Origin of the sequence: Mycobacterium sp. 1482292.6, assembly GCF_001672995.1 — a bacterium.
GTDB classification, from domain to species: domain Bacteria; phylum Actinomycetota; class Actinomycetes; order Mycobacteriales; family Mycobacteriaceae; genus Mycobacterium; species Mycobacterium europaeum_A.
On record NZ_LZKV01000107.1, the window covers coordinates 1 to 21,524 of the forward strand.

Consider the following 21,524-nt stretch of genomic DNA (forward strand, 5'->3'; position numbering starts at 1 on the left):
CGCCCGCGTCGAACTGCAGTTCCTTTTCGATCGGGACGATGTGGCGGTAGTCGATCTTGAGGTAGGCGGTGCGCTGGCGCGGGTTGCCGGTGAGCACCGAGGCCGACAACCCGAGGACCGAGTCGAACAGCATGCCCAGCGCGCCGCCGTGCACGGCGCCATTGCGGCCCAGGTGGAACCGGGCGAAGCGGGCCTGGCCGTGGACGCGGCCGTCGTCGCCTTTGTGCGCCGACATCGGGATGGTCAGGATGTTGCCGCGCATCGGCAGGTCCATCCGCCGGCCCGACGGGGACGCCCATTCGTCGGCGTCGTACGGGGCCAGCAGCGCCGACACCTTCTCCAGCAGGTCGGCCGCCTCGGTGATCACCTCGTCGGGCGCGTCGGCGGCCCGGGCGTGATCCTGCAACGAGCGCACGGCGTCGATGAACCTGCCGTAGTCGGGCCCGCCCTTGGTCGTCGGTTCCGGCGGATTGAACCCGCCGCCGGGGTGTCGCTGGTGTTCGGCCACCACCACACCGTATTGCCCGGCCGGCGGGCTTTCGCGCGGTGGTTAGGCCGGCTGCTGGGCGCCGGCCGCCGACAACGTCTCGAATTCGTCGTCGGACAGCTCGATCTCGGCGGCGGCGACGTTCTCCTCGAGGTGCGCGACCTTGGACGTCCCCGGGATCGGCACCATCACCGACGAGCGTTTCAGCAGCCAAGCCAGCGCCAACTGTGACGGCGAGGCGTCGTGGTCGGCGGCGATGCGCTGTAGCGGGCCGTCGGCGGCCGCCAGCGGCCCGGCCGCCAGCGGGAACCACGGGATGAACCCGATGCCCTGTTTGGTCGCCTCGTCGAGCAGCGGCTCGGCGCTGCGGGCCGTCAGGTTGTACATGTTCTGCACCGACACGATCTCGGTGATGCGCAGGGCGGTCTTCAGCTGGTCGACGTCGATCTCGGACAGGCCGATGTGGCGGATCTTGCCTTCGTTCTTCAGGGTGAGCAGCTCGCCCACCTGGTCTTCCAGCGGGAAGTTCGCATCGATGCGGTGCAGCTGGAACAGGTCGATGGTGTCGACGCCCAGCCGGCGCAGGCTCATCTCGCATTCCTGGCGCAGGTAACTCGGGTTGCCCAACGGAATCCAGACGTCGGGGCCCGTGCGCAGCAGCCCCGCCTTGGTCGCGATCACCAGGCCGTCGTAGGGGTGTAGCGCCTCGCGGATGATCTCCTCGGAGTAGTACGGGCCGTAGGAGTCGGCGGTGTCGATGAAGTTCACCCCGAGTTCGACGGCCCGCCGCAGCACCCGGACGCACTCGTCGCGGTCGTCGGGCGGGCCCCACACGCCCTTGGCCGTCAGGCGCATGGCGCCGAAGCCGAGTCGGTTGACGGTCAGGTCACCGCCGAAGGTGAATGTTCCGGACGCCCCTGCAACAGTTTTCGTGTTTTCTGCGGTCACACCTTTAGACCGTACGCGCCGAATGCCACCGCGCATCCCGGCGTGGCAAGCTGAGCACGTGGACCTGCGCGCGCTCGAGGAACTACCCCTGACCTACCCCGAAGTGGGGGCGACCGCGAGCGGCGATCTGCCCGCCGGCTACGACCATCAACACGCCGAGCGCCAAATCGGCACGGGCCAGCAGCGTTTCGAGCAGGCCGCGGCCGCCGTCATGCGCTGGGGCATGCAGCGCGGGTCCGGGTTGCGCGTGCAGGCCAGCTCCGAGATCGCCGTCGTCGACGCGGTGGTGGTGGTGAAGCTCGGCTTTGTGCCGGCACCCTGCCGCGTCGTCTACGTCGTCGACGAACCCGACATCCGCGGCTTCGGCTACGGCACCCTGCCGGGCCATCCGGAGTCCGGCGAGGAACGCTTCGTGGTGCGGCGCGACCCGGCCACCTCGGCGGTGTACGCGGAGGTGTCGGCCTTCTCCCGGCCCGCGACCTGGTGGAGCAAGGCCGGCGGGCCGGTGGTGAAGGTCGGTCAGCGCCTCATCGCCAGGCGCTACCTGCGGGCGGTGTGACCGTCATCGGGTGGTGACGGCACCCCCGATGGCGCCCGTGTGCACGCCCTGCGCCAGCCGGGCCAGCGCGATTGCGCCGACGAGCAGACCGAAGTCGCGCAGCGCGACGTCGTAGAAGCCGGGCCCGCTGACCAGGTCGATGATGATGCCGGCCAGCCACGCCGCGACCACCCAGGCGCCGAGCCGCGGCGCCACCGCGACCAGCAGCCCGGCCACGATCTCGATGACCCCCACCAGGTACATGCACTGATCGGCGGTGCCGGGCACCAGATCGTCGATCCATCCGGCCAGGTACATGCTCCAGCGATGCGGGTGCGTCAGCAGGTTGAAGAACTTGTCCAGGCCGAAAACGATGGGCGCGACCGTGAATACGGCGCGCAGCGCGAAGTATGCCGAGTAGGCCGGATCCCGCAGCTGATCGGCAAGGGCGTTGGTGGTGCTGACGTGGCTGGTGCTCATGGCGACCTCCATTTCTAACGGATAATAGTTTGAACGTTAGAATGGGCAGACTGTAGCGTCAAGCATTGTGTCTGTTAGAAAAGGGTGGTCGATGGACGACGCGGACGCCCTGGAGCGCGACGCCGCTGGTATCGGCGCGCTCGCCGACCCGGTGCGCCGCCGGCTCTATCAGTTCGTGTGCGCCCAACCAGGGCTCGTGAGCCGCGACCAGGCGGCCGATGCGGTGGGAATCCCCCACCATCAGGCCAAGTTTCACCTGGACCGGCTCACCGCCGAGGGTCTGCTGGAAACCGAGTTCGCGCGCCGCACCGGCCGCTCCGGGCCCGGCGCCGGACGGACCTCCAAGCTGTATCGGCGGGCGCGCCGCGACATCGCCGTCAGCCTTCCGCAGCGCGAATACGAGCTGGCCGGGCGCCTGATGGCGACGGCCATCGCCCGCTCGGCCGGTACCGGGGAGCCGGTCACCGAGGTGCTCAACCGCGTCGCCCGCGAGTACGGCCACTCGATCGGCGCCGGCAAGCGACCGCCCGCCGACGCCGCGACCGCGCTGCGGCGCGCGGTCAGCCTGCTCGGCCGGTACGGCTACGAGCCGCGGTTTTCCGACGACGAGGTCGAGCTCGCCAATTGCCCGTTCCACGCGCTGGCCCAGGAGCAGACGGAGCTGGCCTGCAACATGAACCACGCGCTGATCAGCGGCGTGGCCGATGCGCTGGCACCGCACGGCCCCGACGCCCGGCTCTGTCCCGGCCCGGACCGCTGTTGCGTCGTGCTCAGGGCCGCCCGCCGGTAGGCCCCCACCGGGACAGCAATTCCTCGGCGCCCGTACACATCTCGTCGATGACATCGGCCACCGACGCGTCGTTGCGGATCATCCCCACGCCCTGACCGGCATCCACCGGCGCGATCCGGCAATCCCCGGCGGCGATTGCGGCGGCCAGCTCATCGCAGGCGTCCGCGTCCAGCGCTTCCTCGTGGCCCGTCCAATGCCCGACGAAATCGTTGGCCAACACCCGCGACGGGAAGCGTGCGGGCCAGGGCAGCCCCTTGGCGACGTCGAAGACCCGGGTGACGGCGGTGTCGTTTTCGGTGGCCGTGACCAAAGCCCGGCGGCCCGTGTCGCCGGTCAACGCCTCCGGACACGCCGACAACCGGGTGCCCACCCACGCCCCGCTGGCGCCGGCGGCCAGCACCGCGGCCAGGCTGCGCGCCGAGGCGACACCGCCGCCGGCCAGCACCGGCACCGAGACGGCGTCCAGCACCGCGTCCAGCAGCGGCAGCAGGCCCAGCTTGTCCTCGCCATGTCCGCCGCCCTCGGACCCGCGCGCGACCAGGATGTCGACGCCGGCGTCGACGGCCCGGCGCGCCCCGTCGCTGTCGTAAACCTGTGTGACCGTGGGGATTCCGGCGTCATGCGCCTTGGCGACCCACGACCATTCGGTGCCGAAGCTGATCGACAGCAGCGCGGGCCGGGCGGCCAGCGCGTCCTCGAGCAGCCCGGCCTCGTTGCGCATCACCCAGTCGACCATGCCGATGCCGAATCTGCCCTGGACGTGCTGGAGCTGCTCGGCCAGTAGCTCTCGGGTCGCGACGCTGCCCATGCCGACCATGCCGAGGCCGCCGGCCGCCGTCACCGCCGCGGCCAGGCGGCCGCCCGCGACGCCGCCCATCGGGGCGTTGACGATGGGGACCCGCAGTCCGAAGCTCGTTGACCAGGGCGTCGACAACATCGGGGCTAGTGCGCCGACGGAATGGTCTTCAGCACGGTCAGCAGGACCACCGAATCCTCGACCGCGTGCAGGGCGTGCCGTTCGGCCGGAATCGCGACGTATTCGCCGGCCTTGCCGTCCCAGGCGTCGCCGCTGGTGGTCAGCCGCACGTGGCCCTGCAGCACCTGCAGGGTCGCCTCGCCGGGGCTGTCGTGTTCGGACAGGTCGTGGCCGGCCAGCAGGGCCAGCACGGTCTGGCGAAGCTCGTGGCTGTGACCGCCGTGGATGGTGTGGGCGGCGCGACCGCTGTGCGATTGCTTGGCCTCGGCGATCTTTTCGGCCGAGAGGTCGGTCAGCGAGATGGAATCCATGTCGGTCCTTCGAACTTTGCAAGGCCGCCTGGGGCCTCGTCGGTGGGCAGTTAGCCGCTCAGTAGCAGTATCCCCGCCACCACGAGGGCGACCACCTTGACCGCCTCCAGCGCGACGTAGAAGTAGTGGGCGCGCGAGCGCGGTCCGTCCGATCCGGCGAGCACCTTGTCCGCACGACGGGTCAGCGCCGGACGCACCGCGACCAGCTGGATCGCCAGGGCGGCGACCGCGACGGCGACGGCCACCGTGCCGCCCGCCCGGGTGGGACCGGCCACCACGATGGCCCCGATGACCAGGGCGAAGGCCACCTCAACGGTGTTCAGCGCCCGAAAGACCAACCGCCCGATGCTCAGTCCGATCTGCAGCGTCACATTGGGCGCCCGGAATTTCAGCGGGGCTTCCAGGAACGAGATGGCCAGCACCATGCCGAGCCAGACGAAGGTCAGCGCGACGGCAAACGCTGCGCCGGTGGTCATTTGGCCGCCCCTTGCAGCGTCAGGTGAGCCACACACAGGTCCGGCTCGACGAATGGGTCGAGCCGGTCCACCGAGACGGGCGCCCCCCAGGTCTCCATGGCTCCCTGCATGAGGCCCAGATGCACCGGGCACACCACGCTGGAGCGGTTTTCGGCCAATTCCAGAAACGGGCAGTGCCGCAACCCGACCTGCTGCTGTCCGTCGCTCACCCGTCGCTCGGGGGCGAAGCCGAGTTCGTCGAGCACGTCGATCAGATGGGCGATCGCCTCTTCGGCGCCGTCGGCGTCGTCGGGCAACGGGTGCAGCTCGGCGTCCATCTTCTGCCCCCACGCCCGGCCCGCGGCCAGGGCCTTGGGCCCGGGATCGCGCTCGGTGGCAAACGCCGTCGCCAAAATCTCGGCCAGCAGCCGATAGTGCCGCGTACCGCCGCGATCCATCTGCCGGACCGCCCGGAACATCAGCGGCGGCCTGCCCGGTCCCTTGCGGCCCAATTCGACGAGTTCCACCTGGCCGTCGGCGACCAGGCTGTCGAGATGGAAGCGAACGGTGTTGGGGTGCACGCCCAGCACGTCGGCGATCCCGGCGATGCTCATCGGATCCGGCGACGCCCGCAACAGCCGCATCACGGCCCGCCGCCGGCCGGCCGATTCCCCGCCCGACGAGTCCTGCGACTTGTCCACCTTCAACGCGCCCCTCCCGCTGCTTGCCCGTTACGCCTCGGTGACACTGGGCTGGCCCGCCACCAGCGGTGTATCGACACCGAGCGGACCGAGCTTGCCCGCCCCGCCCGGGGACCCCAAGGGGGCATCGCGACCCGGCAGCGTCTCCGCGAAGAACGCCTCATTGTCTGCCAGGTGCGGTTTGAGCTCCTCGGGCAGGTCATCTTCGTAGTAAATCGCCTCCACCGGACATACCGGTTCGCTCGCGCCGCAATCGACGCATTCGTCGGGATGAATGTAGAGCGCCCGGCCGCCTTCGTAAATGCAATCCACCGGGCATTCGTCGACGCAGGCGCGGTCCATCACATCGATGCATGGCTTCCCGATCACGTAGGTCATGCGCTGGAGTTTACACAACGCCACTTGTAAAAACCAGAGCCGAAGTCGGAGAACCCATGGCGGCCAACGAACTTGACGTGCGCGGGCTGCGCAAGCCCGACCTGCATCCGAGGATCAAGCCGCTGGAAAGCTCTGCGGGGCAGGAGATCTGATGCCAGGACAACGAGCAGGTTTGCGGCCGACACCGGATTGCCCGACGCCAGCGGCGATGTCGTCATCTCAGAAGCGATGCTGAGCATGCAGGGCGACGCGGCCAAGCGGGCCATCGTCGCGGAGGCGGCGCGGGTATTGCGGCCTGGCGGACGCTACGCGATCCACGAGCTCGCCCTCACTCCCGACGACGTGCCCGAGGAGATCAGCACCGACATCCGGCAGGCACTCGCCCGGGCGATCAAGGTGAACGCCCGGCCGTTGACGGTCGCGGAGTGGTCGAACCTGCTCGCCGAGCACGGACTGGTGGTCGACCAGGTCGCGACGGCGCCGATGGCGCCGCTGCAGCCGCGCCGGTTGGTGTCCGACGAAGGGCTTCTCGGCGCGCTGCGATTCGCCAGGAACGTGCTGGTGCATCGCGACGCCCGCAAGCGGGTCCTGCCCATGCGCCGCACGTTCCACAGGCACCGCAAGCGGCTGGCCGCCGTAGCCATCGTCGCCCACAAACCGGAATCCCCGGGCACCGCCTGACATCCGCTGCACCGCTTCGACCTTCGCCTTTGCACTCCCGGCGACTTTGGGCCCGTTCCGCAATCTGTGCGTGACGGTTTAGTGACGCCCCCTGACGTAACTTGGCTGCGGCAGTTGCGGGGAGAACAAAGGAGATTGCCGGCTATGGGTGTTACCCCACCGTTGTTGACGGAGTCCGACCTCGACGCGCTGGCGTCGGACTTCCTGCAGTCGCATTACCTCGGATCGATCTACGCCGATTGGTCACCGGACCGACGGCTCGACGTGTTCCTGCGACGGCGGGGCCTCGTACAGGTGGCCAACGACGGCGACCTGTCCCACAACGTTTTGGAACGCATCATGGACCGGGGCCGCGCCACGATGGCGCGGCATTGACCCAACCGTTATTTCCGTAGGGCCAGGTAGGCGATCCGATGACCAAAAACCTCAAAAAAACGCGATTTCGCGCGGCGAAAATACCGGCCAACGCATTGGTACAGACGTACTATTGCGCCCTAGAGCTGAACGCGCCGCCGGGGTCGGATGAGTCGTTGAGGCTAGCGGGGAGGGCACGATGAATTCACCGAAATGGATGGTTCATTGGTCGCAGCGCAGGCCGACGGCCACGATCTACCAGCTGACCGACCGACTCCACAAGGGACACATCGCTCGCGTGCCCGCGCACCAGATCACGACGACGGTGGCGGCGTGGCTGGCCGACCTCGGTGCCGACAGCCCGTTGGTCGACGAGCTCGAGCGCGCGGTGTGCGGCGGCGACTGGGCGGCCGCGCACGCGCTCAGCGAGTGCTTGTCCATCGAGATCGCGGTGGCCGACTGAGAAGTCGCCAGCAAAGCGGTTCTTAATCGACATTATTGCTGGTTTTCATCGACAGTTTTGGTGACGTATATCGGCGTGCCCAACAGTTACGGGCGTGTCCGACCTCCCGACACAAACACGGTATCCGCAGGCCTCGCGGGGCCGCCGCGCGTCACACCACTGCCGTGACGACCGCGAGCAGGCGATACTCGCCACCGCCGAGCGGCTGTTGCAAGAACGGCCGCTGGCCGACTTTTCCGTCGACGACCTAGCAAAAGGCGCCGGGATCTCGCGGCCCACCTTCTACTTCTATTTCCGGTCCAAAAACGCGGTGCTGCTCTCGCTGCTCGACGAGATGAACGGCAAGGCGCAGGCGGCGCTGGGCGCCCTCGACGTGGTGTCATCCGGTGACCCCGAAGCGATCTGGCGGGCGCGCATCGAATCGTTCTTCGAGGTGTCCGGGTCGCACCGGGCGGTCGCCGTCGCCGGTGCGGCGGCCAAGGCGACCAACCCGGAGGTGCGGCAGCTGTGGTCGGCGCTCATGAGCAGCTGGATCGCCTACACCACCATCGCGATCAAAGCCGAGCGCGGCCGCGGCGCCGCGCCCGACACCATCCCGGCCGCGGAATTGTCCGTGGCGCTCAACATGTTGAGCGAGCGGATGATGGCCGCGGCGTTCACAGCCGAGGATGGGGCCGTCCCCGAAGACCGGGTGATCGACACCCTGCTGCACATCTGGCTGGCCAGCATCTACCAGCGCTGAGCGAGCGCCGTTGCCGCGCGGCTCAGGCCCGCGTCGATCAGCTGGTCGGCGGCGCCGACGTAGGTGGCGGACGCCTGCTTGCCCACCAGGTCGGCGATCGCCCGCTGCTCCCCCAAAACGTCCGTCGCGGCCAGGTTTTCGGCCATGCGCTGCGTGTGTACGGTCAGCCCCGCGAGCAGTTCGCCGCTGTGGGATGCGGCGACGAGGGTGCGCCGGGCCAGGGTGCGCAGGGTGTCCCATTCGGCGTGCCATGCCCCGTCGGGACGTTCGTCGCCGGTCAGCGCCGCCGCGGTGTGCAGCGTCGCGGCCAACGGGGGTGCGGCGATCGCGGCACGGCGGATCAGAATGGAGAGCACTGGATTTCGCTTGTGCGGCATCGACGACGAGCCGCCGCGGCCGGCCACCGCCGGCTCGCCGAGTTCGGCGATCTCCGGGCGGGCCAGCGTGACGACGTCGGAGGCGATGCGGCCCCAGCAGTCGGTGCAGCCGACGAAGGCGTCCGCGGCCGCGGTGACGGGCGCGCGGGCGGTGTGCCACACGGGCCGCTCGGCCAGGCCCAGTGCGGTCGCCGTGGCGTGCACCAGTTGCAGCGCGACCCCGGCCGGGTCGGTGGTACCGGTGAGCAACGTCGCCAGCTCCGTCGTCGCCGCCAATGTGCCCGCGGCGCCGCCGATCTGGATCGGTGTGGTGAGCGCGGCCACCCGCTCGAACGCGTCGACGGTCGCGTTGAGCCAGGCGGTGGCCTTGGCGCCGAAGGTGGTGGGCGCGGCGTGCTGGGTGAGCGTGCGGGCCACCATGGGGGTGGCCCGGTGCCGGGTGACGAGTTCGGACAGCGTGGAAATCTGCTGGGCCAGTCGGGTTGTCAGGTCGTCGACGGCGGCGCGCACGGCCAGCATCAGGCCGGTGTCCAGGACGTCCTGGCTGGTGAGTCCGCGGTGAATCCAGGGCGCGACGGCCGGTTCGGCCCGCTGTCGTAGCAGCTTCACCAGCGGAATGGCCGGGTTGCCGCCGTCCTCGGCGCCGACCGCCAGCGCCTCGCAATCGTGGCGTGTCACCAGATCCGACAGGTCCGCCGCCGCGCAGCCGGCCGGAGCCAGGCCGGCGGCCACCAGGGCGCTCAGCCACGCGGATTCCGTCGCGACCATCGATCCCAGCAGGGCCGCGTCGGTCAGGTGCTCACCGGCGCGATGGTCACCGGGCCACAACAGGTTGCTCATCGCGCGCCTTCGGAGTACGCCAGGAACACGGTCTCGGCCGGGCCCTGCAGGTGGATGTCGAATCGGTAAGCGGCGCCGTCGTTTTCGGCGATGCAGAACAATGTGGGGCGGCGTTCGGCGGCGACCGCCGCCAGCAGCGGATCGGTGTGCGGGTCGGCGCCGGGCAGGTAGGTGCGGGTGAACAGCCGGTTGAGCAGTCCCCGCGCGAACACGGTGAGCGCGAAGAACGGCGGCGCCCCGCTGGCCGCCGGACCGGGGGTCAGCGTGGTGAAGGAGTAGGTTCCGTCGGGGTTGGTCGCGCAGCGGCCCCATCCGGTGAAGAGGGCGTGCTCGCGGCGCAGCGAACCGGGCTGCCGCACAACGTTTCCCGCGGAGTCGGGTTGCCACAGCTCCACCAGGGCGTCCGGGACGGCGACGCCGGCCCCGTCGTACACGGTGCCGTGCAGCCGGATGGCCCCCGGGTGGCCGGCGTCGACCATCAGGTTGTCACCGGGATACGGCAGTCCCAGATCGAGGAAGGGGCCGACGGTTTGCCCTGGCGTGCAGGGGAATTCAGTCATGCTCGTCCTGCGCCGGGGTCCGAGCAGCGCCCGCCAGCACGATGTCCCACCGGTACCCGGTGGCGTATTCCGGCTCGGTGAGGTCGTGGTCGTAGCGGGCGATCAGTCGTCGGCGTGCGGCGGGATCGAGGATCGACTGGAAGATCGGGTCCAGCTCGAACATCGGGTCGCCCGGAAAATACATCTGGGTGACCAGTCGCTGGGTGAAAGCCGTTCCGAAAACGGAGAAATGGATGTGCGCCGGGCGCCACGCGTTGTGGTGGTTGCGCCACGGGTACGGGCCGGGCTTGATGGTCAGGAACCGGTAGCTGCCGTCCGGCCCGGTCAGGCAGCGGCCCGCGCCGGTGAAGTTCGGGTCCAGCGGCGCCGGGTGCTGGTCGCGCTGATGGCGGTAGCGCCCGGCGGCGTTGGCCTGCCAGATCTCGACCAGCTGGCCCGCGACCGGCCGGCCGGCGGAGTCCAGGACGCGTCCGGTGACGACGACGCGCTCCCCGATCGGCTGGCCCGCCTGGCCGGCCGTCAGGTCGGCGTCGCGAGGGTCGACGTCCTGATCGCCGAAGCACGGTGCCCAGCGCTCGACGCCCTCGGGATCGACGACCACCAGGGGCTGCTTGGGATGGCGCAGCATGGTGCCGCGGTACGGCGGGTAGTCGAGTCGCGGCTGCCCGTGGTGCGGCCCAGCCGAGGCGGTGCCCCGGTATTGCGCTGCGATGCGGGCGATCTCCGCCGTGATGTCAGCCTGGCAAGCGACACGCTCGGCGTCCATGTGCCGTGAGGCTACTCTCGGTGGCCCACCGAATCCCGCAAGCGGGCGATGTCGCCGACCAGACGTTTAGAGGGCGCGCACCAACGCCGCGCGGCCCTTGGTCCGCAGGCGGTGCAGGGCCGAGCCGCGATATTGCTCGATCTTGGCGGCCATCTTGTTGCCCAGCTCCTCGATCTGCGCGTCGGTGATCTGCACCTCCGGCGGAGCCGGGATCATGTCGCGTTCCTCTTCGTCGGCGTGCGCCTCCAGCACGGTCTTGAACGAGTTCCACTCGTCCTCATAGCCGGGTGCGCTCTGCGGCGTCTTGAGCAGCACCGAAAGCTGGTCCACCACCTGGCGGTGCTCGGCATGGGCGACCGCGATCAGCTTGCTGGCATCCTTGAGCGCCGGGTAGTACAGGTCGTCCTCGATGCGGAAGTGGATGTCGAGTTCGATCAGCAGGTCATCGAAAAGGGCATGGCGCTCTTCGGAATTCACCGGTGCGTCGCTGATCTTGCGGCCGAGGCCTTTGATCACGATGTGGTGTTCCTTCAAGACGTCGTAGGCGTTCAATTGACTCCTCCTTTGGCGATCCCTACCGCGCCGCCGGGAGCGGGCTGCCCCTCGCCGCGGACTTCGACCACTCCGTCGACCAACCGGGCCTCGTAACACGGCAGCGGCGCCGCGGCCGGACCGCGCACCACCTCGCCGGACTCGGCCGCGAACCATGAACCGTGCCAGGGGCAAACCAGCCGGCCGCGGTCCAACCAACCGTCGGCCATCGGCGCGGCCAGGTGCGGACAGAATTCGCCGTACGCCGCGACCTCACCAGGCTTGGTCTGGCAGACCACCAGGCCCACTCCGTCGACCTCGACGCGCACCGGCTTGCCGTTCAACGAACTCGCGGGCAGCACCGGCGTCCACGTGGAGGTGCGCAGCCGCGGACCGGACTGGTCGATGCCGATCCCGGACTCGAAGACCAGCGCGCCGCCCAGGTAGCCGCCGGCGACGGTAATGGCGTAGCCCAGGGCGGTGAGCGCGATGCCGCGACCGTGGCGGCCCTTGTGCCGGTCCCACCAGGACTGCAGGTACAGCGCGGTGGCGGCCACGTTCACCAGGCCGTGCACCGCGCCGACGCGGCGGTCCTCCTCGTGGGTGTGCTGCCAGTCGGTGACACCGGTGAGGGCCGAGCCCAGGCTGGCCAGGATGCCCACCCCCAGCGCGCGCGAGGCGAATCGGGAGGCGTCGACGACCTCGGATGCCGGCTGGCCGGGCAGGATGCTGAGCGCGTCGAGCGCCACCGTCGTCCCCAGGGCGCCGCTGGTCAGCGACGCCAGCGGCGGGTGCACCGGGTGCCCCAGCCAGACGCCGTTGAGTGCGTTGGTGACGGTGTTGCGGGCGCCGCCGAGCCCGTTGTAGGCGAAGCTGAGCAGATGTTCGAACCGATAGCTCGGTCGGTCGATCCACCCCTGGCGCCCGATAGCGGCCAGGACCCTGGATCCGACCTGCTGCAATCGACCCCCTCGTGGCCGACCAACCATGGCACCGGTTCCTTCCTCAGATCAGTAGAAAACAACGGTTAATCACCGCAAAACCGAATGATTACCCGCTGTTTACGCCGCGCTCACGGGCGCGGAGTGGCTGTCGTGAACCACCGTAGCCGCGGGCTTCGGCCGCGTAGTTGTGTGCAGCCTGTGAATTGGCACCAAGCATTCTTGTAGAAACCTGATGGTGTGGCTGCCTGGTGATTGACCTGCGCCCTCGGCTGCGGGACTCTACTAAGCGGAGAACATTTCTGTAGAACAGAAAGAACCGGTAATGGCAGACCCGTGCCCCGACTTGGTCGAGGTGTTCGAGAACGTGCGCCGGGGGATGATCCCCGCGCACATCTACAACGACTCCGAGCTGTTCGCGCTGGAGAAGCAGCGGCTGTTCGCCCGGGCGTGGACGTTCGTGGGGCACGAGTCGGAGATCCCGCAGGACGGCGACTACATGGTGCGCCGCGTGCTCGACGACTCGTTCATCATCACCCGAGGTTCCGACGGCACGGTGCGGGCCCTGTTCAATATGTGCCTGCATCGCGGGATGCAGGTCTGTCGCGCGGAGATGGGAAACGCCTCCAACTTCCGCTGCCCCTACCACGGCTGGACCTACCGCAACGACGGCCGGCTCACCGGGTTGCCGTTTCACCGGGAGGCCTACGGCGGCGACGAGGGCTTCGCCAAAGGCCAAACCCTGTTGCCCGCACCGAGATTCGCCAGTTACAACGGCTTGCTGTTCATCAACATGGACCGAGGCGCCGAACCGCTCGAAGAGTTCCTCGGCGACTTCAGGTTCTATCTGGACTACTACACCAGGCAAAGCGCCGGGGGCGTCGAGGTGCGCGGGCCGCAACGCTGGCGGATCAAGGCCAACTGGAAGATCGGCGCGGAGAACTTCGCGGGCGACATGTACCACACCCCGCACACCCACGCGTCCATCGTCGACATCGGGTTGTTCCGGGAGCCTAAAGCGCAGAAGCGAAAGGACGGCGCCACCTATTGGGCCCACCGCGGCGGTGGCACCACCTACAAACTTCCACCGGGCGGCTTCGAGGAACGGATGCGCTACGTCGGCTATCCCGACGACATGATCGGCCGGATCAAGGGCGTCTGGACACCGCAACAGCAACGGGTGGTCGGCGAGGACGGCTTCATGATCTCGGCCGCCACCTGCTTTCCCAACCTCAGCTTCGTGCACAACTGGCCCAAGGTGCACGACCGGGAAGACCAGGTGCTGCCGTTCATCTCCATCCGGCTGTGGCAGCCGATCAGCGCGAACGAGACCGAGGTGTGCTCGTGGTTCGCAGTGGACTCCGCCGCTGCGCCGCAGTACAAAAAAGACTCGTACAAGGCGTATCTGATGTGCTTCGGATCGACCGGCATGTTCGAACAAGACGACGTGGAGAACTGGGTGTCGCTGACCACCACCGCGGGCGGCTCGATGGCGCGACGGCTGCTGCTGAACAGCAGGATGGGTCTGCTCGCCGACGACCGCCCGGTCATCGAGGCGTTGTCGCCCAACGCATTCCACGGGCCCGGCCGCGCGCAGGTCGGCTACAACGAACACAACCAGCGAGCGTTGCTGAATATGTGGGCCAACTATCTGCAACGGGTCACGGCATGAGAAAGCCATTGCCGTTCAACGACATTCGTCATCTCCAGGCGCATCAGTTCCTGGTGGACGAGGCATACCTGCTCGACGCCCAGCGGTATGAGGCGTGGCTGGACACCCTGACCGACGACGTCCACTACGTCATGCCGGTGCGCGTCACGACCGCGCGCGGCGCCGGGTTCGACACCTCACCCGGCATGGACCATTTCGACGAGGACAAATACTCGCTGAGCCAGCGGGTCGCGCGCATGGGCACCGAGCACGCGTGGGCCGAGGACCCACCGTCGCGGCTGCGCCATTTCATCACCAACGTGCGCACCTTTGAGCCCGACGACCCAGCAGACACAGCGCACCTGGTCGTCGAATCGGCCGAGCTGCTGTTCCGCAGCCGGGGCGACGTCAACGACGGCGCCCTGCTGTCCTGCGGGCGCGAGGACGTGTTGCGCTGGAGTGACGAATCCAAAAAAACACTGAAGCTGGCCCGGCGCAAGATCATCGCCGACGAGTCGGTGCTACGGATGCAGAACCTGGCGGTGTTCTTATGAACGACGAGCTGCAGCGGCTGCTCGACGGCGCGGTCGGCGAAGCGATCAGCGTCGCAAACGAATTCACCGAGGTCCTGGTGCGCCGGGTCGACACCCGTAACGGGTCACGGCTGTTGATCAGCGCACCCAGATCCGGCCAGTGGATCACCCTGGACGCCCTCGAAATCGAGGCACTGACCTGGCAGAACCCCCGTACCCTGGCTGCCATGGTCGGCAATTCCCAGGCGCCACTGCTGCCCGACGACGGCGAACCCCAGCCGTGACCGGCTGGCTGGAAGGCAACCGTGCCCTAATCGTGGGAGCAGGTTCGGGCATCGGACGGGCCGTGGTGGCGGCCTTCGGCGCCGAGGGTGCGAATGTTGCCGTGCTGGAACGTGATCCACACAAGTGCGACGCGCTGCGCCAGCAGTTGCCGCAGGTGCCGGTGATCGAGGGCGACGCCACCACCCGGGAGGCCAACGACCGGGCCGTCGCCGCCGCGGTGGATACCTTCGGCGGGCTGGACACCCTGGTCAACTGCGTCGGGGTGTTCGACTTCTACCGGGGCGTCGGCGACATCGAGGCCGACGCGCTTGCCGAGGCGTTCGACGAGATGTTTCGCACCAATGTGCTCAGCCATCTGCAGTCGGTCAAGGCGGCGATCCCGGCCCTGCGGGCCGCGCCGGGATCCTCGATCGTGCTGACCGAGTCCGCGTCGTCGTTCTATCCCGGGCGCGGCGGCGTGCTCTACGTGTCGTCGAAATTCGCTGTGCGCGGCCTGGTTTCGGCGCTGGCCCACGAACTGGCCCCGCAGGTCCGGGTCAACGGGGTGGCACCCGGCGGCACGCTCAACACCGACCTGCGTGGCCTGTCCAGCCTGGGACTCGACGCGACCCGGCTGGACGACAGCCCGGACCGGGCGAGCGACATCGCCGCGCGCACTCCCCTGCGCGTCGCGCTCACCGGCGAGGACCACGCATGGAGTTACGTGTTCCTGGCCTCCGAACGGTCCCGCGGGATCACCGGCGAAACCGTGCGACCCGACGGCGGATTCGGGCTGGGCGCACCGCGATGACGGACCTGGACCAGCACCGCGCCGTGGTGGCGCAGGGCTGCCGCGTCGCCGCGGCCCGCGGTCTGGTCGACGGCGTCCTCGGCCACCTGAGCCTGCGAATCGACGACGAGCACCTGCTGGTGCGCTGCCGAAGCGATGCCGACACCGGGGTGGCGTTCACCCGGCCCGGCGACATCCGGCTCCTCAGATTCGACGGAACCGCCGGCGCCCCAGGCGAACTCGACGGCTACCGCGTACCCAACGAATTGCCGATCCACGTCGAGACGATGCTGGCCGATCCGGGGCACGCCGCCGTCGCGCACCTGCACCCACCCGACGTGGTCGCCGCCGACCTGGCCGGCATCACGATCCGGCCCATCTACGGCGCCTACGACATCCCCGGCGCCCGGCTGGCCCGCGGCGGCGTCCCCGTCTACGAACGCGCGGTGCTGATCCGAAATTCGCGCCTGGGCAAGGAGATGGTGGCGGCGATGCGCGGCCGTCCGGTGGTGATCTGCCGGGGACACGGAATCACCAGCGCCGCCGCCACGGTGGCGCAGGCGGTGCTGCAGGCCATCAGCCTCGACGCGCTGGCCCGGATGTCGTTGCGGGTGCGCGCGGCCGGGGGCACGCTGCGCGACATCGACGACGCGGACTGGGATGACCTGCCGGACTTGGGATCCGCGTTCACCGCCGAGGCGGCCTGGCGCCACGAAGTGGCACGCCTGGGCGATCAACAGCCGAGCTGATCGCCGATCTCCTTGGCGGCCGCCACAAGTGCGGCGGCCACCACCGGATACCGGGCGGCGTCCAGCCGGTTTTGCGGCGCCGCGGCGTTGAGCGCGAGCCGCAGCCCCGGCGCGCGGCTCGGGATCGGCACGGCGACCGAGGCGACGCCTTCCTCGCTCTCCTCGGAGTTGGTGGCGTAACCGCGCTCGCGGATTCCGGCGAGCTCGGCTTCCAACTCGGTGCGGCTGCCGATCGAATGCGCGGTGATCCGCTGAAGCTGCTCGCCCGGCAACAACGCACGCAACTCCGGTGACGGCAACTGCGCCAGCATGACCTTGCCCGTCGACGTGCAATGGGCCGGCATGGCCCGGCCCAGCCGCGACGCGACCCGCACCGCGGCCGGCCCCTCGACCGCGGCGACGAACCGCACGCTCGCCCCGTCCAGCATTCCGACGTGCACGGTCTCACGCAGCTGTTCGGACAGGCTGCGCATGACGGGCGCGGCGGATCGGGCGATGTCGATGCGACCGAAGATCGCGAACGCCACCCCGGTCAACGACGGGCCGGGCAGGTACGCCTTGGACACCGGGTCTTGCCGGACGAACCCGCGATAGGCCAGCATCGCCAGCAACCGGTGCGCGGTCGACGACGCCACACCCAGATAGCGGGTCGCCTCGCTCAACCGGATCTGGGGCCGCTCGCCCAACAACAGCAACAGCTTCAGCGCGTTGTCCACCGACTCGATCGGGTACTGCGGCGCAAGCGAATCGGCGTCCGGCGCCGCCGCGGCGTCCCCGGCGCCCGGCTCACGCTTGTGTGGCATGGGTCCACGGTAACCAGTTATGGGCGCTGATTCGGGTTATTCTCGGCTGCGTGAGCGGGGCTGTTCGCGCTGGATACCGCCGTTACGTCGCCATCGGCGACAGCCAGACCGAGGGCTTGTGGGACGGCGACGACACCGTCGGCCTGCTCGGGTTCGCCGACCGCCTCGCCGTCCGGGTCGATTCGCTCTATCCCGGCCTGCAATACGCCAACCTGGCGATCCGCGGTAAGCGGGTCAACCACGTGCTCACCGAGCAGCTTCCACAGGCGCTGGCGATGCGCCCGGACCTGATCACCGTGTGCGCCGGGATGAACGACGTCATCCAGCCCGGGCGATCGTTTCGCCCCGCCCTGGCCGACCTCGAACACGTCTACGCCGCGCTGGCCGAATCGGGGGCGACGGTGGTGACGACGACCTTCCCGAACGTCGCCCAGTTCCTGCCCCTGGGGCGGCTGGTGGCCGGGCGGCTTGCTTGCATCAACGCGGCGATCACCGCGGCCGCCCACCGCTACGGGTTCGCGCTCGTCGACCTGTACAACGCGCCCTCGATGCGCGAGCTGGACACCTGGGCCATCGACCGGGTGCACGCCTCGACCAAGGGTCACATCCTGTTCGCCGATGCGGCCGCCGAGGCGCTCAATCTGCCTGACAGCAACCATGATTGGGCCCTCGGGCCCCGCAACCCCACCCAGCGTTCCTTTGCGGCCGGCACATACGAACAGTGGCGCTGGACGCAGGAGAGTTTCTTTCCGTGGATCTGGCGGCGGCTGCGCGGCCTCTCGTCGTACGACGGGCGCGAACCCAAGCGTCCGCGCCTGGCGGGGCTGGACACCCCGCGCGAGTTCGACCGCGCACCTCAAGGCATGGAACCGAGGTCGGTCAGGCATTCTTGACGCATGAATCTCGAGCCCCTGCTGCACTCGATTCCGCCGCTCGCGGTCTACCTGGTGGTCGGCGGCGTCGTCGGGATCGAGAGCCTGGGCATTCCGCTGCCGGGTGAGATCGTGCTGGTCACCGCGGCGCTGATGTCGTCGCACCACGACCTGGCCGTCAATCCGCTCGGGGTCGGCATCGCCGCGGTGATCGGCGCGGTGATCGGCGATTCGATCGGCTACGCGATCGGACGCCGCTTCGGCATGCCGCTTTTCGACCGGCTCGGGCGGCGGTTCCCCAAACACTTCGGGCCCGGACACGTCGCGCTGGCCGAAAAGCTGTTCAACCGCTGGGGTGTTCGCGCCGTCTTCCTGGGCCGCTTCATCGCGCTGCTGCGGATCCTGGCCGGGCCGCTCGCGGGTGCGCTGAAGATGCACTACCCCCGATTCCTGGCGGCCAACGTCTCGGGCGCCATCTGCTGGGCGGGCGGCACCACCGCACTGGTGTATTTCGCCGGAATCGCCGCCGAACGCTGGCTGGAACGGTTCTCCTGGATCGGGCTGGTGATCGCCGTCGTGGCCGGGCTGACCGCCGCAATCCTGTTGCGGGAACGCACATCTCGGATGATCGCCGAGCTGGAGGCCGAGCATTACCGCAAGGCCGGCAGCACCGCGCCGGACAGCGTCTGACTAGACGGCCTCGCCGGTGTCCGCCACCAGCGGCGGCCGGTGTTCGTCGATCAACGCGCGGGCCATCTTGCGGGCGCGCAGCGCGGCGTCGAGATCCCCGACGGCGGCCAGGATGATGGCGCCCTTCATCAGGATGTGCCACGACGACGCGAAGTCCTCGACGTCGGTCAAGCCCGCAGCCACGGCGCGGCGACGCACGATGTCGCGGACGTGCTCGATGTGGCCGATGCAGGCCTGCCCGATCGGATGTTCGGACCCCAGCTCGAGCAGCACGTTGATGAACGAGCAGCCCTCGTACCGGTCGCGCAGCTGAAACCAGTCGTGCATGACGTCGAAGATCGCCAGCAACTGTTCCTCGGGGGTGCTGCCGCGCTGCCGCGACTGCTCCTCGATCAACCCGTGCGTCCAGAGCTCCTCGCGACGCTGCAGCACCGCCAGCACCAGGTCATTCTTGGTCGCGAAATGGCGGTACAGCGTCGCCCTGGCGACACCGGCCCGCCCGATCACCTCGTCGGTGCCCACCGCGCGGATGCCACGCCTGCTGAACAGGTCATACGCCGCGGTCAGAACGCGTTCGCGGGGCGACGCGGCCGGGGTTCCGACATCGGGAGTTGTCATACCAGGCCTTACCGTACTCTTAGGCCGCTGCAGGTAGACAGACCGCCCTGTCTCGTTATAGAAATGAGATTCGCATCCGCGAACAGTCTGTCTTCAGACATTAGGACGGGCACCATCGAGGCGTCTGCGACGCCTGTCGATCAGGGGGTCCATCATGAATTCCGTCATTGTCGAGGCGATGCAGACCACTCATCTGACGCTGAGCACAAAACTTGTCTACGAACTCGGCGACCCCAACAGCACTCTGCGGGCCACCGCGGATCGCAGCGGCCCGTCGGTGGTGATCTACGCCGGCGGCGAGGTCGACGCCTGCAACGAGGGCACCTGGCGCCACCTGGTGCGCGAGGCGGCCAGCGGCGTCACCGCTCCCGGCCCGTTCGTGGTCGACGTCACCGGGCTCGACTTCATGGGTTGCTGCGCGTTCGAGGTCCTCGCCGACGAGGCGAAAAGCTGCCAGGACCGCGGCATCGACCTACGCCTGGTGAGCTGCGAGCCGCTCGTCGCCCGCATCGTCGACGCCTGCGGGCTGTCCGGCGTGCTGCCCATCTACCCCACCGTCGACTCCGCGCTGTCCGCGGCTGACCGCTGGTAGACACCGGGCCGTAACCGGCTCAATGGCCGACCATCCCACGATGGGTGCCGAGGAGGAATTCCTCCTCATCGACCCGAGAACCGGCGAGCCCGCCCCGCACAACGCCGCCGTGGCCGCAGAGGCCAAGAAGCGCGGGGTCGAACTGCAGCTCGAGCTCAGCAGTTGCCAGGTGGAAACCACGTCGAACGTGGCGACCACCAGCGCCGAGCTCGGCGCGGAACTGAGCCGGCTGCGGCGCACCGCGGCGCAGGCCGCCGAGGCCGCCGGGGTTACGCTGCTGGCCTGTGGCCTGCCGCCTTCCACGCCGCACGAGTTCCCGGTCACCGACACCCCGCGCTACCGGCGGATCGGTGAAGAGTTCGGCATGATCGCCCACGAGCAGGGAATCTGCGGATGCCACGTGCACGTGCAGGTGCCCGACCGCGCCGCGGCCATCCATGTCAGCAATTGGCTTCGGCCGTGGTTGCCGACTTTGCTTGCGCTGTCAGCTAATTCACGGGTGTACCGCAGCGCGGACAGCGGCCATGCGAGCTGGCGCAGCGTGCTGTGGCGGCGGTGGCCCGCCGCCGGGGCGCCGCCCTATTTCGCCTCGCCCGACGAGTATGACGACGCCGTGCGCATGCTGGTCGACAACGGGGTGATCCTGGACAAGGACATGATCTATTGGGACGTGCGCCCTTCCGCCGATTTCCCGACGGTGGAGGTCCGGGTGGCCGACGTGCCGGCCACCGTCGCCGAAACGGTGCTGCTCGCCACCCTGATCCGGGCGGCGGTGATGACCGCCCTCGACTCGACCGACGACGCCCGGCGGCTGCCACCCGGCGCGCTGCGCGCGGCGTACTGGAAGGCCGCACACGACGGATTGTCCGGCCACACACTCGATTTGATCCACGGCCGCGGCGCGGTACCGGCGGCCGAGCAGCTGGGGGCGCTGGTGCGGCGGGTGCGCCCGGCCCTGGAATCGCTGGGCGAATACGACCGCGTTCGCGACGAACTCACCCGCGTGGTAGCCGACGGCAACGGGGCGATGCGTCAGCTGCGGACGTGGCGCAAGCGCGGCGAGGTGTCCGATGTCATCGCCGAAGCCGCCGCGGCGACGCTGAGCTGACACGAATCGCGTTGGTGTACGTGATTTCTCGTCAGGTCACCGCGAGCAGGCGATAGAGCCCGATCAGTCCCACGGCCACGGATCCAGGCGTGGACGGCCCGGCGCGCCGAGCAGGCGGGTCGCTCGCCCGACCACGTCAGCCCGCGCCGGATGGCGACGCTGGTGTTCGGCACGTTCGCCGTCGGCGTCTACGGCGGCTATTTCACAGCGGCGCAAGGGATTCTGCTGGTCGGCCTGATGGGCGCCCTGCTTCCGGAATCGGTGCAGCGCACCAACGCGGCCAAGAACTTATTGGCGTTGATGGTGAATGTGGTTGCCGCCATTGCCTATACGGCGGTGGCGTTCGATCGGATCAGCTGGCCGGCCGCCGGGCTGATCGCGGCGGGCTCACTGGTCGGCGGGCTGCTCGGCGCGCGCTACGGGCGGCGGTTGTCGGGCAATGCGCTGCGGGCGATCATCGTGGCCGTGGGACTGATCGGGCTCTATCGCCTGCTCGCGGTGACCTGACGAGAAATCACGTACACCAACGCGATTC

At 68.9% G+C, this 21,524-nt stretch carries 29 protein-coding genes and 2 pseudogenes; 16 read left to right on the plus strand and 15 right to left on the minus strand.

Annotated elements, in window-relative coordinates; all coding sequences use genetic code 11:
- Positions 1-514 (minus strand): PaaI family thioesterase (locus A5624_RS11220; RefSeq protein WP_066866080.1); only part of this gene is annotated, 514 nt, incomplete at its 3' end.
- A gap of 36 nt (positions 515-550) precedes the next feature.
- The gene (locus tag A5624_RS11225; protein WP_231999645.1) at positions 551-1,435 is read right to left on the minus strand and encodes an aldo/keto reductase; all 885 of its coding nucleotides are present in this window, start codon (positions 1,433-1,435) and stop codon (positions 551-553) included.
- A gap of 58 nt (positions 1,436-1,493) precedes the next feature.
- On the opposite strand from A5624_RS11225, the gene A5624_RS11230 reads away from it, so the two are divergent.
- Positions 1,494-1,994: a DUF1990 family protein gene (locus A5624_RS11230; protein WP_066866084.1), complete on the plus strand. Its 501-nt coding sequence runs from the start codon at positions 1,494-1,496 to the stop codon at positions 1,992-1,994.
- A gap of 3 nt (positions 1,995-1,997) precedes the next feature.
- Here the strand turns inward: A5624_RS11230 and A5624_RS11235 are convergent, their stop codons facing one another.
- Entirely contained in the window at positions 1,998-2,453 is a 456-nt protein-coding gene (locus A5624_RS11235; RefSeq protein ID WP_066866133.1) for a DoxX family membrane protein, read from the minus strand.
- Between the two features lie 91 nt (positions 2,454-2,544).
- Between A5624_RS11235 and A5624_RS11240 the strand changes: the two genes are divergently transcribed.
- On the plus strand, positions 2,545-3,243 hold the full coding sequence (locus A5624_RS11240) for a metalloregulator ArsR/SmtB family transcription factor (protein ID WP_066866086.1): 699 nt from the start codon (positions 2,545-2,547) through the stop codon (positions 3,241-3,243).
- Here the strand turns inward: A5624_RS11240 and A5624_RS11245 are convergent.
- The 5 genes from A5624_RS11245 to fdxA all read right to left on the minus strand — a co-directional run bounded on the left by A5624_RS11245 (position 3,224) and on the right by fdxA (position 6,064).
- The gene (locus A5624_RS11245; protein ID WP_066866088.1) at positions 3,224-4,180 is read right to left on the minus strand and encodes a nitronate monooxygenase family protein; all 957 of its coding nucleotides are present in this window, start codon (positions 4,178-4,180) and stop codon (positions 3,224-3,226) included. The two genes, A5624_RS11240 and A5624_RS11245, sit on opposite strands and share 20 nt — an antisense overlap.
- A gap of 5 nt (positions 4,181-4,185) precedes the next feature.
- On the minus strand, positions 4,186-4,530 hold the full coding sequence (locus A5624_RS11250) for a cupin domain-containing protein (protein WP_066866090.1): 345 nt from the start codon (positions 4,528-4,530) through the stop codon (positions 4,186-4,188).
- A gap of 50 nt (positions 4,531-4,580) precedes the next feature.
- Complete coding sequence (locus A5624_RS11255) at positions 4,581-5,006, minus strand: hypothetical protein (protein ID WP_066866092.1); 426 nt, start codon at positions 5,004-5,006, stop codon at positions 4,581-4,583.
- Positions 5,003-5,629 (minus strand): metalloregulator ArsR/SmtB family transcription factor, encoded by a 627-nt coding sequence (locus A5624_RS11260; protein WP_232002245.1) that lies wholly within the window; start codon positions 5,627-5,629, stop codon positions 5,003-5,005. The genes A5624_RS11255 and A5624_RS11260 overlap by 4 nt, the downstream gene beginning before the upstream one ends.
- 87 nt (positions 5,630-5,716) lie before the next feature.
- On the minus strand, positions 5,717-6,064 hold the full coding sequence (gene fdxA, locus A5624_RS11265; RefSeq protein ID WP_066866096.1) for a ferredoxin: 348 nt from the start codon (positions 6,062-6,064) through the stop codon (positions 5,717-5,719).
- 144 nt (positions 6,065-6,208) lie between these two features.
- On the opposite strand from fdxA, the pseudogene A5624_RS11270 reads away from it, so the two are divergent.
- The 4 genes and pseudogenes from A5624_RS11270 to A5624_RS11285 all read left to right on the plus strand — a co-directional run.
- Positions 6,209-6,745, plus strand: a pseudogene (locus tag A5624_RS11270) (methyltransferase domain-containing protein); the annotation flags it as partial.
- Between the two features lie 165 nt (positions 6,746-6,910).
- The gene (locus A5624_RS11275) at positions 6,911-7,120 is read left to right on the plus strand and encodes a hypothetical protein (RefSeq protein WP_197518945.1); all 210 of its coding nucleotides are present in this window, start codon (positions 6,911-6,913) and stop codon (positions 7,118-7,120) included.
- 178 nt (positions 7,121-7,298) lie between these two features.
- Positions 7,299-7,562, plus strand: coding sequence for a hypothetical protein (locus tag A5624_RS11280; RefSeq protein WP_066866100.1), 264 nt, complete (start codon positions 7,299-7,301; stop codon positions 7,560-7,562).
- 94 nt (positions 7,563-7,656) lie between these two features.
- Positions 7,657-8,304 carry a TetR/AcrR family transcriptional regulator gene (locus A5624_RS11285; RefSeq protein WP_066866102.1) on the plus strand — a complete coding sequence of 216 codons (648 nt, stop codon included), beginning with the start codon at positions 7,657-7,659 and terminating at the stop codon, positions 8,302-8,304.
- On the opposite strand, the gene A5624_RS11290 is transcribed toward A5624_RS11285, so the two are convergent.
- The 5 genes from A5624_RS11290 to A5624_RS11310 all read right to left on the minus strand — a co-directional run bounded on the left by A5624_RS11290 (position 8,292) and on the right by A5624_RS11310 (position 12,367).
- Complete coding sequence (locus A5624_RS11290; RefSeq protein WP_066866104.1) at positions 8,292-9,521, minus strand: lyase family protein; 1,230 nt, start codon at positions 9,519-9,521, stop codon at positions 8,292-8,294. The genes A5624_RS11285 and A5624_RS11290 overlap by 13 nt on opposite strands.
- Positions 9,518-10,081, minus strand: coding sequence for a protocatechuate 3,4-dioxygenase subunit alpha (gene pcaG / locus A5624_RS11295; RefSeq protein ID WP_066866106.1), 564 nt, complete (start codon positions 10,079-10,081; stop codon positions 9,518-9,520). The genes A5624_RS11290 and pcaG overlap by 4 nt, the downstream gene beginning before the upstream one ends.
- The gene (gene pcaH / locus A5624_RS11300; protein WP_066866108.1) at positions 10,074-10,847 is read right to left on the minus strand and encodes a protocatechuate 3,4-dioxygenase subunit beta; all 774 of its coding nucleotides are present in this window, start codon (positions 10,845-10,847) and stop codon (positions 10,074-10,076) included. The genes pcaG and pcaH overlap by 8 nt, the downstream gene beginning before the upstream one ends.
- 66 nt (positions 10,848-10,913) lie before the next feature.
- Positions 10,914-11,399, minus strand: a complete 486-nt coding sequence (locus A5624_RS11305; RefSeq protein WP_066866110.1) for a hemerythrin domain-containing protein — start codon at positions 11,397-11,399, stop codon at positions 10,914-10,916.
- On the minus strand, positions 11,396-12,367 hold the full coding sequence (locus A5624_RS11310) for a Rieske 2Fe-2S domain-containing protein (protein ID WP_066866112.1): 972 nt from the start codon (positions 12,365-12,367) through the stop codon (positions 11,396-11,398). The genes A5624_RS11305 and A5624_RS11310 overlap by 4 nt, the downstream gene beginning before the upstream one ends.
- 277 nt (positions 12,368-12,644) lie before the next feature.
- Between A5624_RS11310 and A5624_RS11315 the strand changes: the two genes are divergently transcribed.
- The 5 genes from A5624_RS11315 to A5624_RS11335 are packed head-to-tail and all read left to right on the plus strand — an operon-like array spanning position 12,645 to position 16,306.
- Positions 12,645-13,991, plus strand: a complete 1,347-nt coding sequence (locus A5624_RS11315; RefSeq protein WP_066866114.1) for a Rieske 2Fe-2S domain-containing protein — start codon at positions 12,645-12,647, stop codon at positions 13,989-13,991.
- The gene (locus tag A5624_RS11320) at positions 13,988-14,524 is read left to right on the plus strand and encodes a 3-phenylpropionate/cinnamic acid dioxygenase subunit beta (protein WP_066866116.1); all 537 of its coding nucleotides are present in this window, start codon (positions 13,988-13,990) and stop codon (positions 14,522-14,524) included. Before A5624_RS11315 ends, A5624_RS11320 begins: the two co-directional genes overlap by 4 nt.
- Positions 14,521-14,787 carry a dihydrodiol dehydrogenase gene (locus tag A5624_RS11325; RefSeq protein ID WP_066866118.1) on the plus strand — a complete coding sequence of 89 codons (267 nt, stop codon included), beginning with the start codon at positions 14,521-14,523 and terminating at the stop codon, positions 14,785-14,787. Before A5624_RS11320 ends, A5624_RS11325 begins: the two co-directional genes overlap by 4 nt.
- Positions 14,784-15,578, plus strand: coding sequence for a 3-(cis-5,6-dihydroxycyclohexa-1,3-dien-1-yl)propanoate dehydrogenase (hcaB, locus tag A5624_RS11330; protein ID WP_066866120.1), 795 nt, complete (start codon positions 14,784-14,786; stop codon positions 15,576-15,578). The genes A5624_RS11325 and hcaB overlap by 4 nt, the downstream gene beginning before the upstream one ends.
- Positions 15,575-16,306 carry a class II aldolase/adducin family protein gene (locus A5624_RS11335; protein WP_066866122.1) on the plus strand — a complete coding sequence of 244 codons (732 nt, stop codon included), beginning with the start codon at positions 15,575-15,577 and terminating at the stop codon, positions 16,304-16,306. Before hcaB ends, A5624_RS11335 begins: the two co-directional genes overlap by 4 nt.
- Here A5624_RS11335 and A5624_RS11340 read toward each other — a convergent pair.
- The gene (locus tag A5624_RS11340; RefSeq protein WP_066866124.1) at positions 16,291-17,109 is read right to left on the minus strand and encodes an IclR family transcriptional regulator; all 819 of its coding nucleotides are present in this window, start codon (positions 17,107-17,109) and stop codon (positions 16,291-16,293) included. The genes A5624_RS11335 and A5624_RS11340 overlap by 16 nt on opposite strands.
- Before the next feature lie 50 nt (positions 17,110-17,159).
- Here A5624_RS11340 and A5624_RS11345 point away from each other — a divergent pair, with 50 nt between their 5' ends.
- Both A5624_RS11345 and A5624_RS11350 read left to right on the plus strand, forming a co-directional pair.
- Positions 17,160-18,002 carry an SGNH/GDSL hydrolase family protein gene (locus A5624_RS11345; protein WP_082990539.1) on the plus strand — a complete coding sequence of 281 codons (843 nt, stop codon included), beginning with the start codon at positions 17,160-17,162 and terminating at the stop codon, positions 18,000-18,002.
- A gap of 3 nt (positions 18,003-18,005) precedes the next feature.
- Positions 18,006-18,671, plus strand: coding sequence for a DedA family protein (locus A5624_RS11350; protein WP_066866125.1), 666 nt, complete (start codon positions 18,006-18,008; stop codon positions 18,669-18,671).
- Here the strand turns inward: A5624_RS11350 and A5624_RS11355 are convergent, their stop codons facing one another.
- Complete coding sequence (locus A5624_RS11355; protein WP_066866127.1) at positions 18,672-19,289, minus strand: TetR/AcrR family transcriptional regulator; 618 nt, start codon at positions 19,287-19,289, stop codon at positions 18,672-18,674.
- Between the two features lie 154 nt (positions 19,290-19,443).
- Between A5624_RS11355 and A5624_RS11360 the strand changes: the two genes are divergently transcribed.
- From A5624_RS11360 to A5624_RS11370, 3 genes and pseudogenes are all read left to right on the plus strand, one after another.
- Complete coding sequence (locus A5624_RS11360; RefSeq protein ID WP_066866129.1) at positions 19,444-19,881, plus strand: anti-sigma factor antagonist; 438 nt, start codon at positions 19,444-19,446, stop codon at positions 19,879-19,881.
- 22 nt (positions 19,882-19,903) lie between these two features.
- On the plus strand, positions 19,904-20,989 hold the full coding sequence (locus tag A5624_RS11365) for a glutamate--cysteine ligase (RefSeq protein ID WP_066866131.1): 1,086 nt from the start codon (positions 19,904-19,906) through the stop codon (positions 20,987-20,989).
- A 75-nt stretch (positions 20,990-21,064) separates the two neighbouring features.
- A pseudogene (locus A5624_RS11370) lies at positions 21,065-21,496 on the plus strand (sulfite exporter TauE/SafE family protein); the annotation flags it as partial.
- Positions 21,497-21,524: the final 28 nt, after the last annotated feature.

Bases quoted from the DNA above. Each gene is read 5' to 3' on its own strand.
- A5624_RS11325 (WP_066866118.1), top strand. From the start codon at position 14,521: ATGAACGACGAGCTGCAGCGGCTGCTCGACGGCGCGGTCGGCGAAGCG.
- A5624_RS11235 (WP_066866133.1), bottom strand. From the start codon at position 2,453: ATGAGCACCAGCCACGTCAGCACCACCAACGCCCTTGCCGATCAGCTG.
- A5624_RS11240 (WP_066866086.1), top strand. From the start codon at position 2,545: ATGGACGACGCGGACGCCCTGGAGCGCGACGCCGCTGGTATCGGCGCG.
- A5624_RS11340 (WP_066866124.1), bottom strand. From the start codon at position 17,109: ATGCCACACAAGCGTGAGCCGGGCGCCGGGGACGCCGCGGCGGCGCCG.
- A5624_RS11260 (WP_232002245.1), bottom strand. From the start codon at position 5,629: ATGCGGCTGTTGCGGGCGTCGCCGGATCCGATGAGCATCGCCGGGATC.
- A5624_RS11255 (WP_066866092.1), bottom strand. From the start codon at position 5,006: ATGACCACCGGCGCAGCGTTTGCCGTCGCGCTGACCTTCGTCTGGCTC.
- A5624_RS11315 (WP_066866114.1), top strand. From the start codon at position 12,645: ATGGCAGACCCGTGCCCCGACTTGGTCGAGGTGTTCGAGAACGTGCGC.
- A5624_RS11280 (WP_066866100.1), top strand. From the start codon at position 7,299: ATGAATTCACCGAAATGGATGGTTCATTGGTCGCAGCGCAGGCCGACG.
- fdxA (WP_066866096.1), bottom strand. From the start codon at position 6,064: ATGACCTACGTGATCGGGAAGCCATGCATCGATGTGATGGACCGCGCC.
- A5624_RS11355 (WP_066866127.1), bottom strand. From the start codon at position 19,289: ATGACAACTCCCGATGTCGGAACCCCGGCCGCGTCGCCCCGCGAACGC.
- pcaG (WP_066866106.1), bottom strand. From the start codon at position 10,081: ATGACTGAATTCCCCTGCACGCCAGGGCAAACCGTCGGCCCCTTCCTC.
- A5624_RS11310 (WP_066866112.1), bottom strand. From the start codon at position 12,367: ATGGTTGGTCGGCCACGAGGGGGTCGATTGCAGCAGGTCGGATCCAGG.
- A5624_RS11290 (WP_066866104.1), bottom strand. From the start codon at position 9,521: ATGAGCAACCTGTTGTGGCCCGGTGACCATCGCGCCGGTGAGCACCTG.
- A5624_RS11350 (WP_066866125.1), top strand. From the start codon at position 18,006: ATGAATCTCGAGCCCCTGCTGCACTCGATTCCGCCGCTCGCGGTCTAC.
- A5624_RS11360 (WP_066866129.1), top strand. From the start codon at position 19,444: ATGAATTCCGTCATTGTCGAGGCGATGCAGACCACTCATCTGACGCTG.
- A5624_RS11365 (WP_066866131.1), top strand. From the start codon at position 19,904: ATGGCCGACCATCCCACGATGGGTGCCGAGGAGGAATTCCTCCTCATC.
- A5624_RS11320 (WP_066866116.1), top strand. From the start codon at position 13,988: ATGAGAAAGCCATTGCCGTTCAACGACATTCGTCATCTCCAGGCGCAT.
- A5624_RS11250 (WP_066866090.1), bottom strand. From the start codon at position 4,530: ATGGATTCCATCTCGCTGACCGACCTCTCGGCCGAAAAGATCGCCGAG.
- A5624_RS11335 (WP_066866122.1), top strand. From the start codon at position 15,575: ATGACGGACCTGGACCAGCACCGCGCCGTGGTGGCGCAGGGCTGCCGC.
- A5624_RS11245 (WP_066866088.1), bottom strand. From the start codon at position 4,180: ATGTTGTCGACGCCCTGGTCAACGAGCTTCGGACTGCGGGTCCCCATC.
- pcaH (WP_066866108.1), bottom strand. From the start codon at position 10,847: ATGGACGCCGAGCGTGTCGCTTGCCAGGCTGACATCACGGCGGAGATC.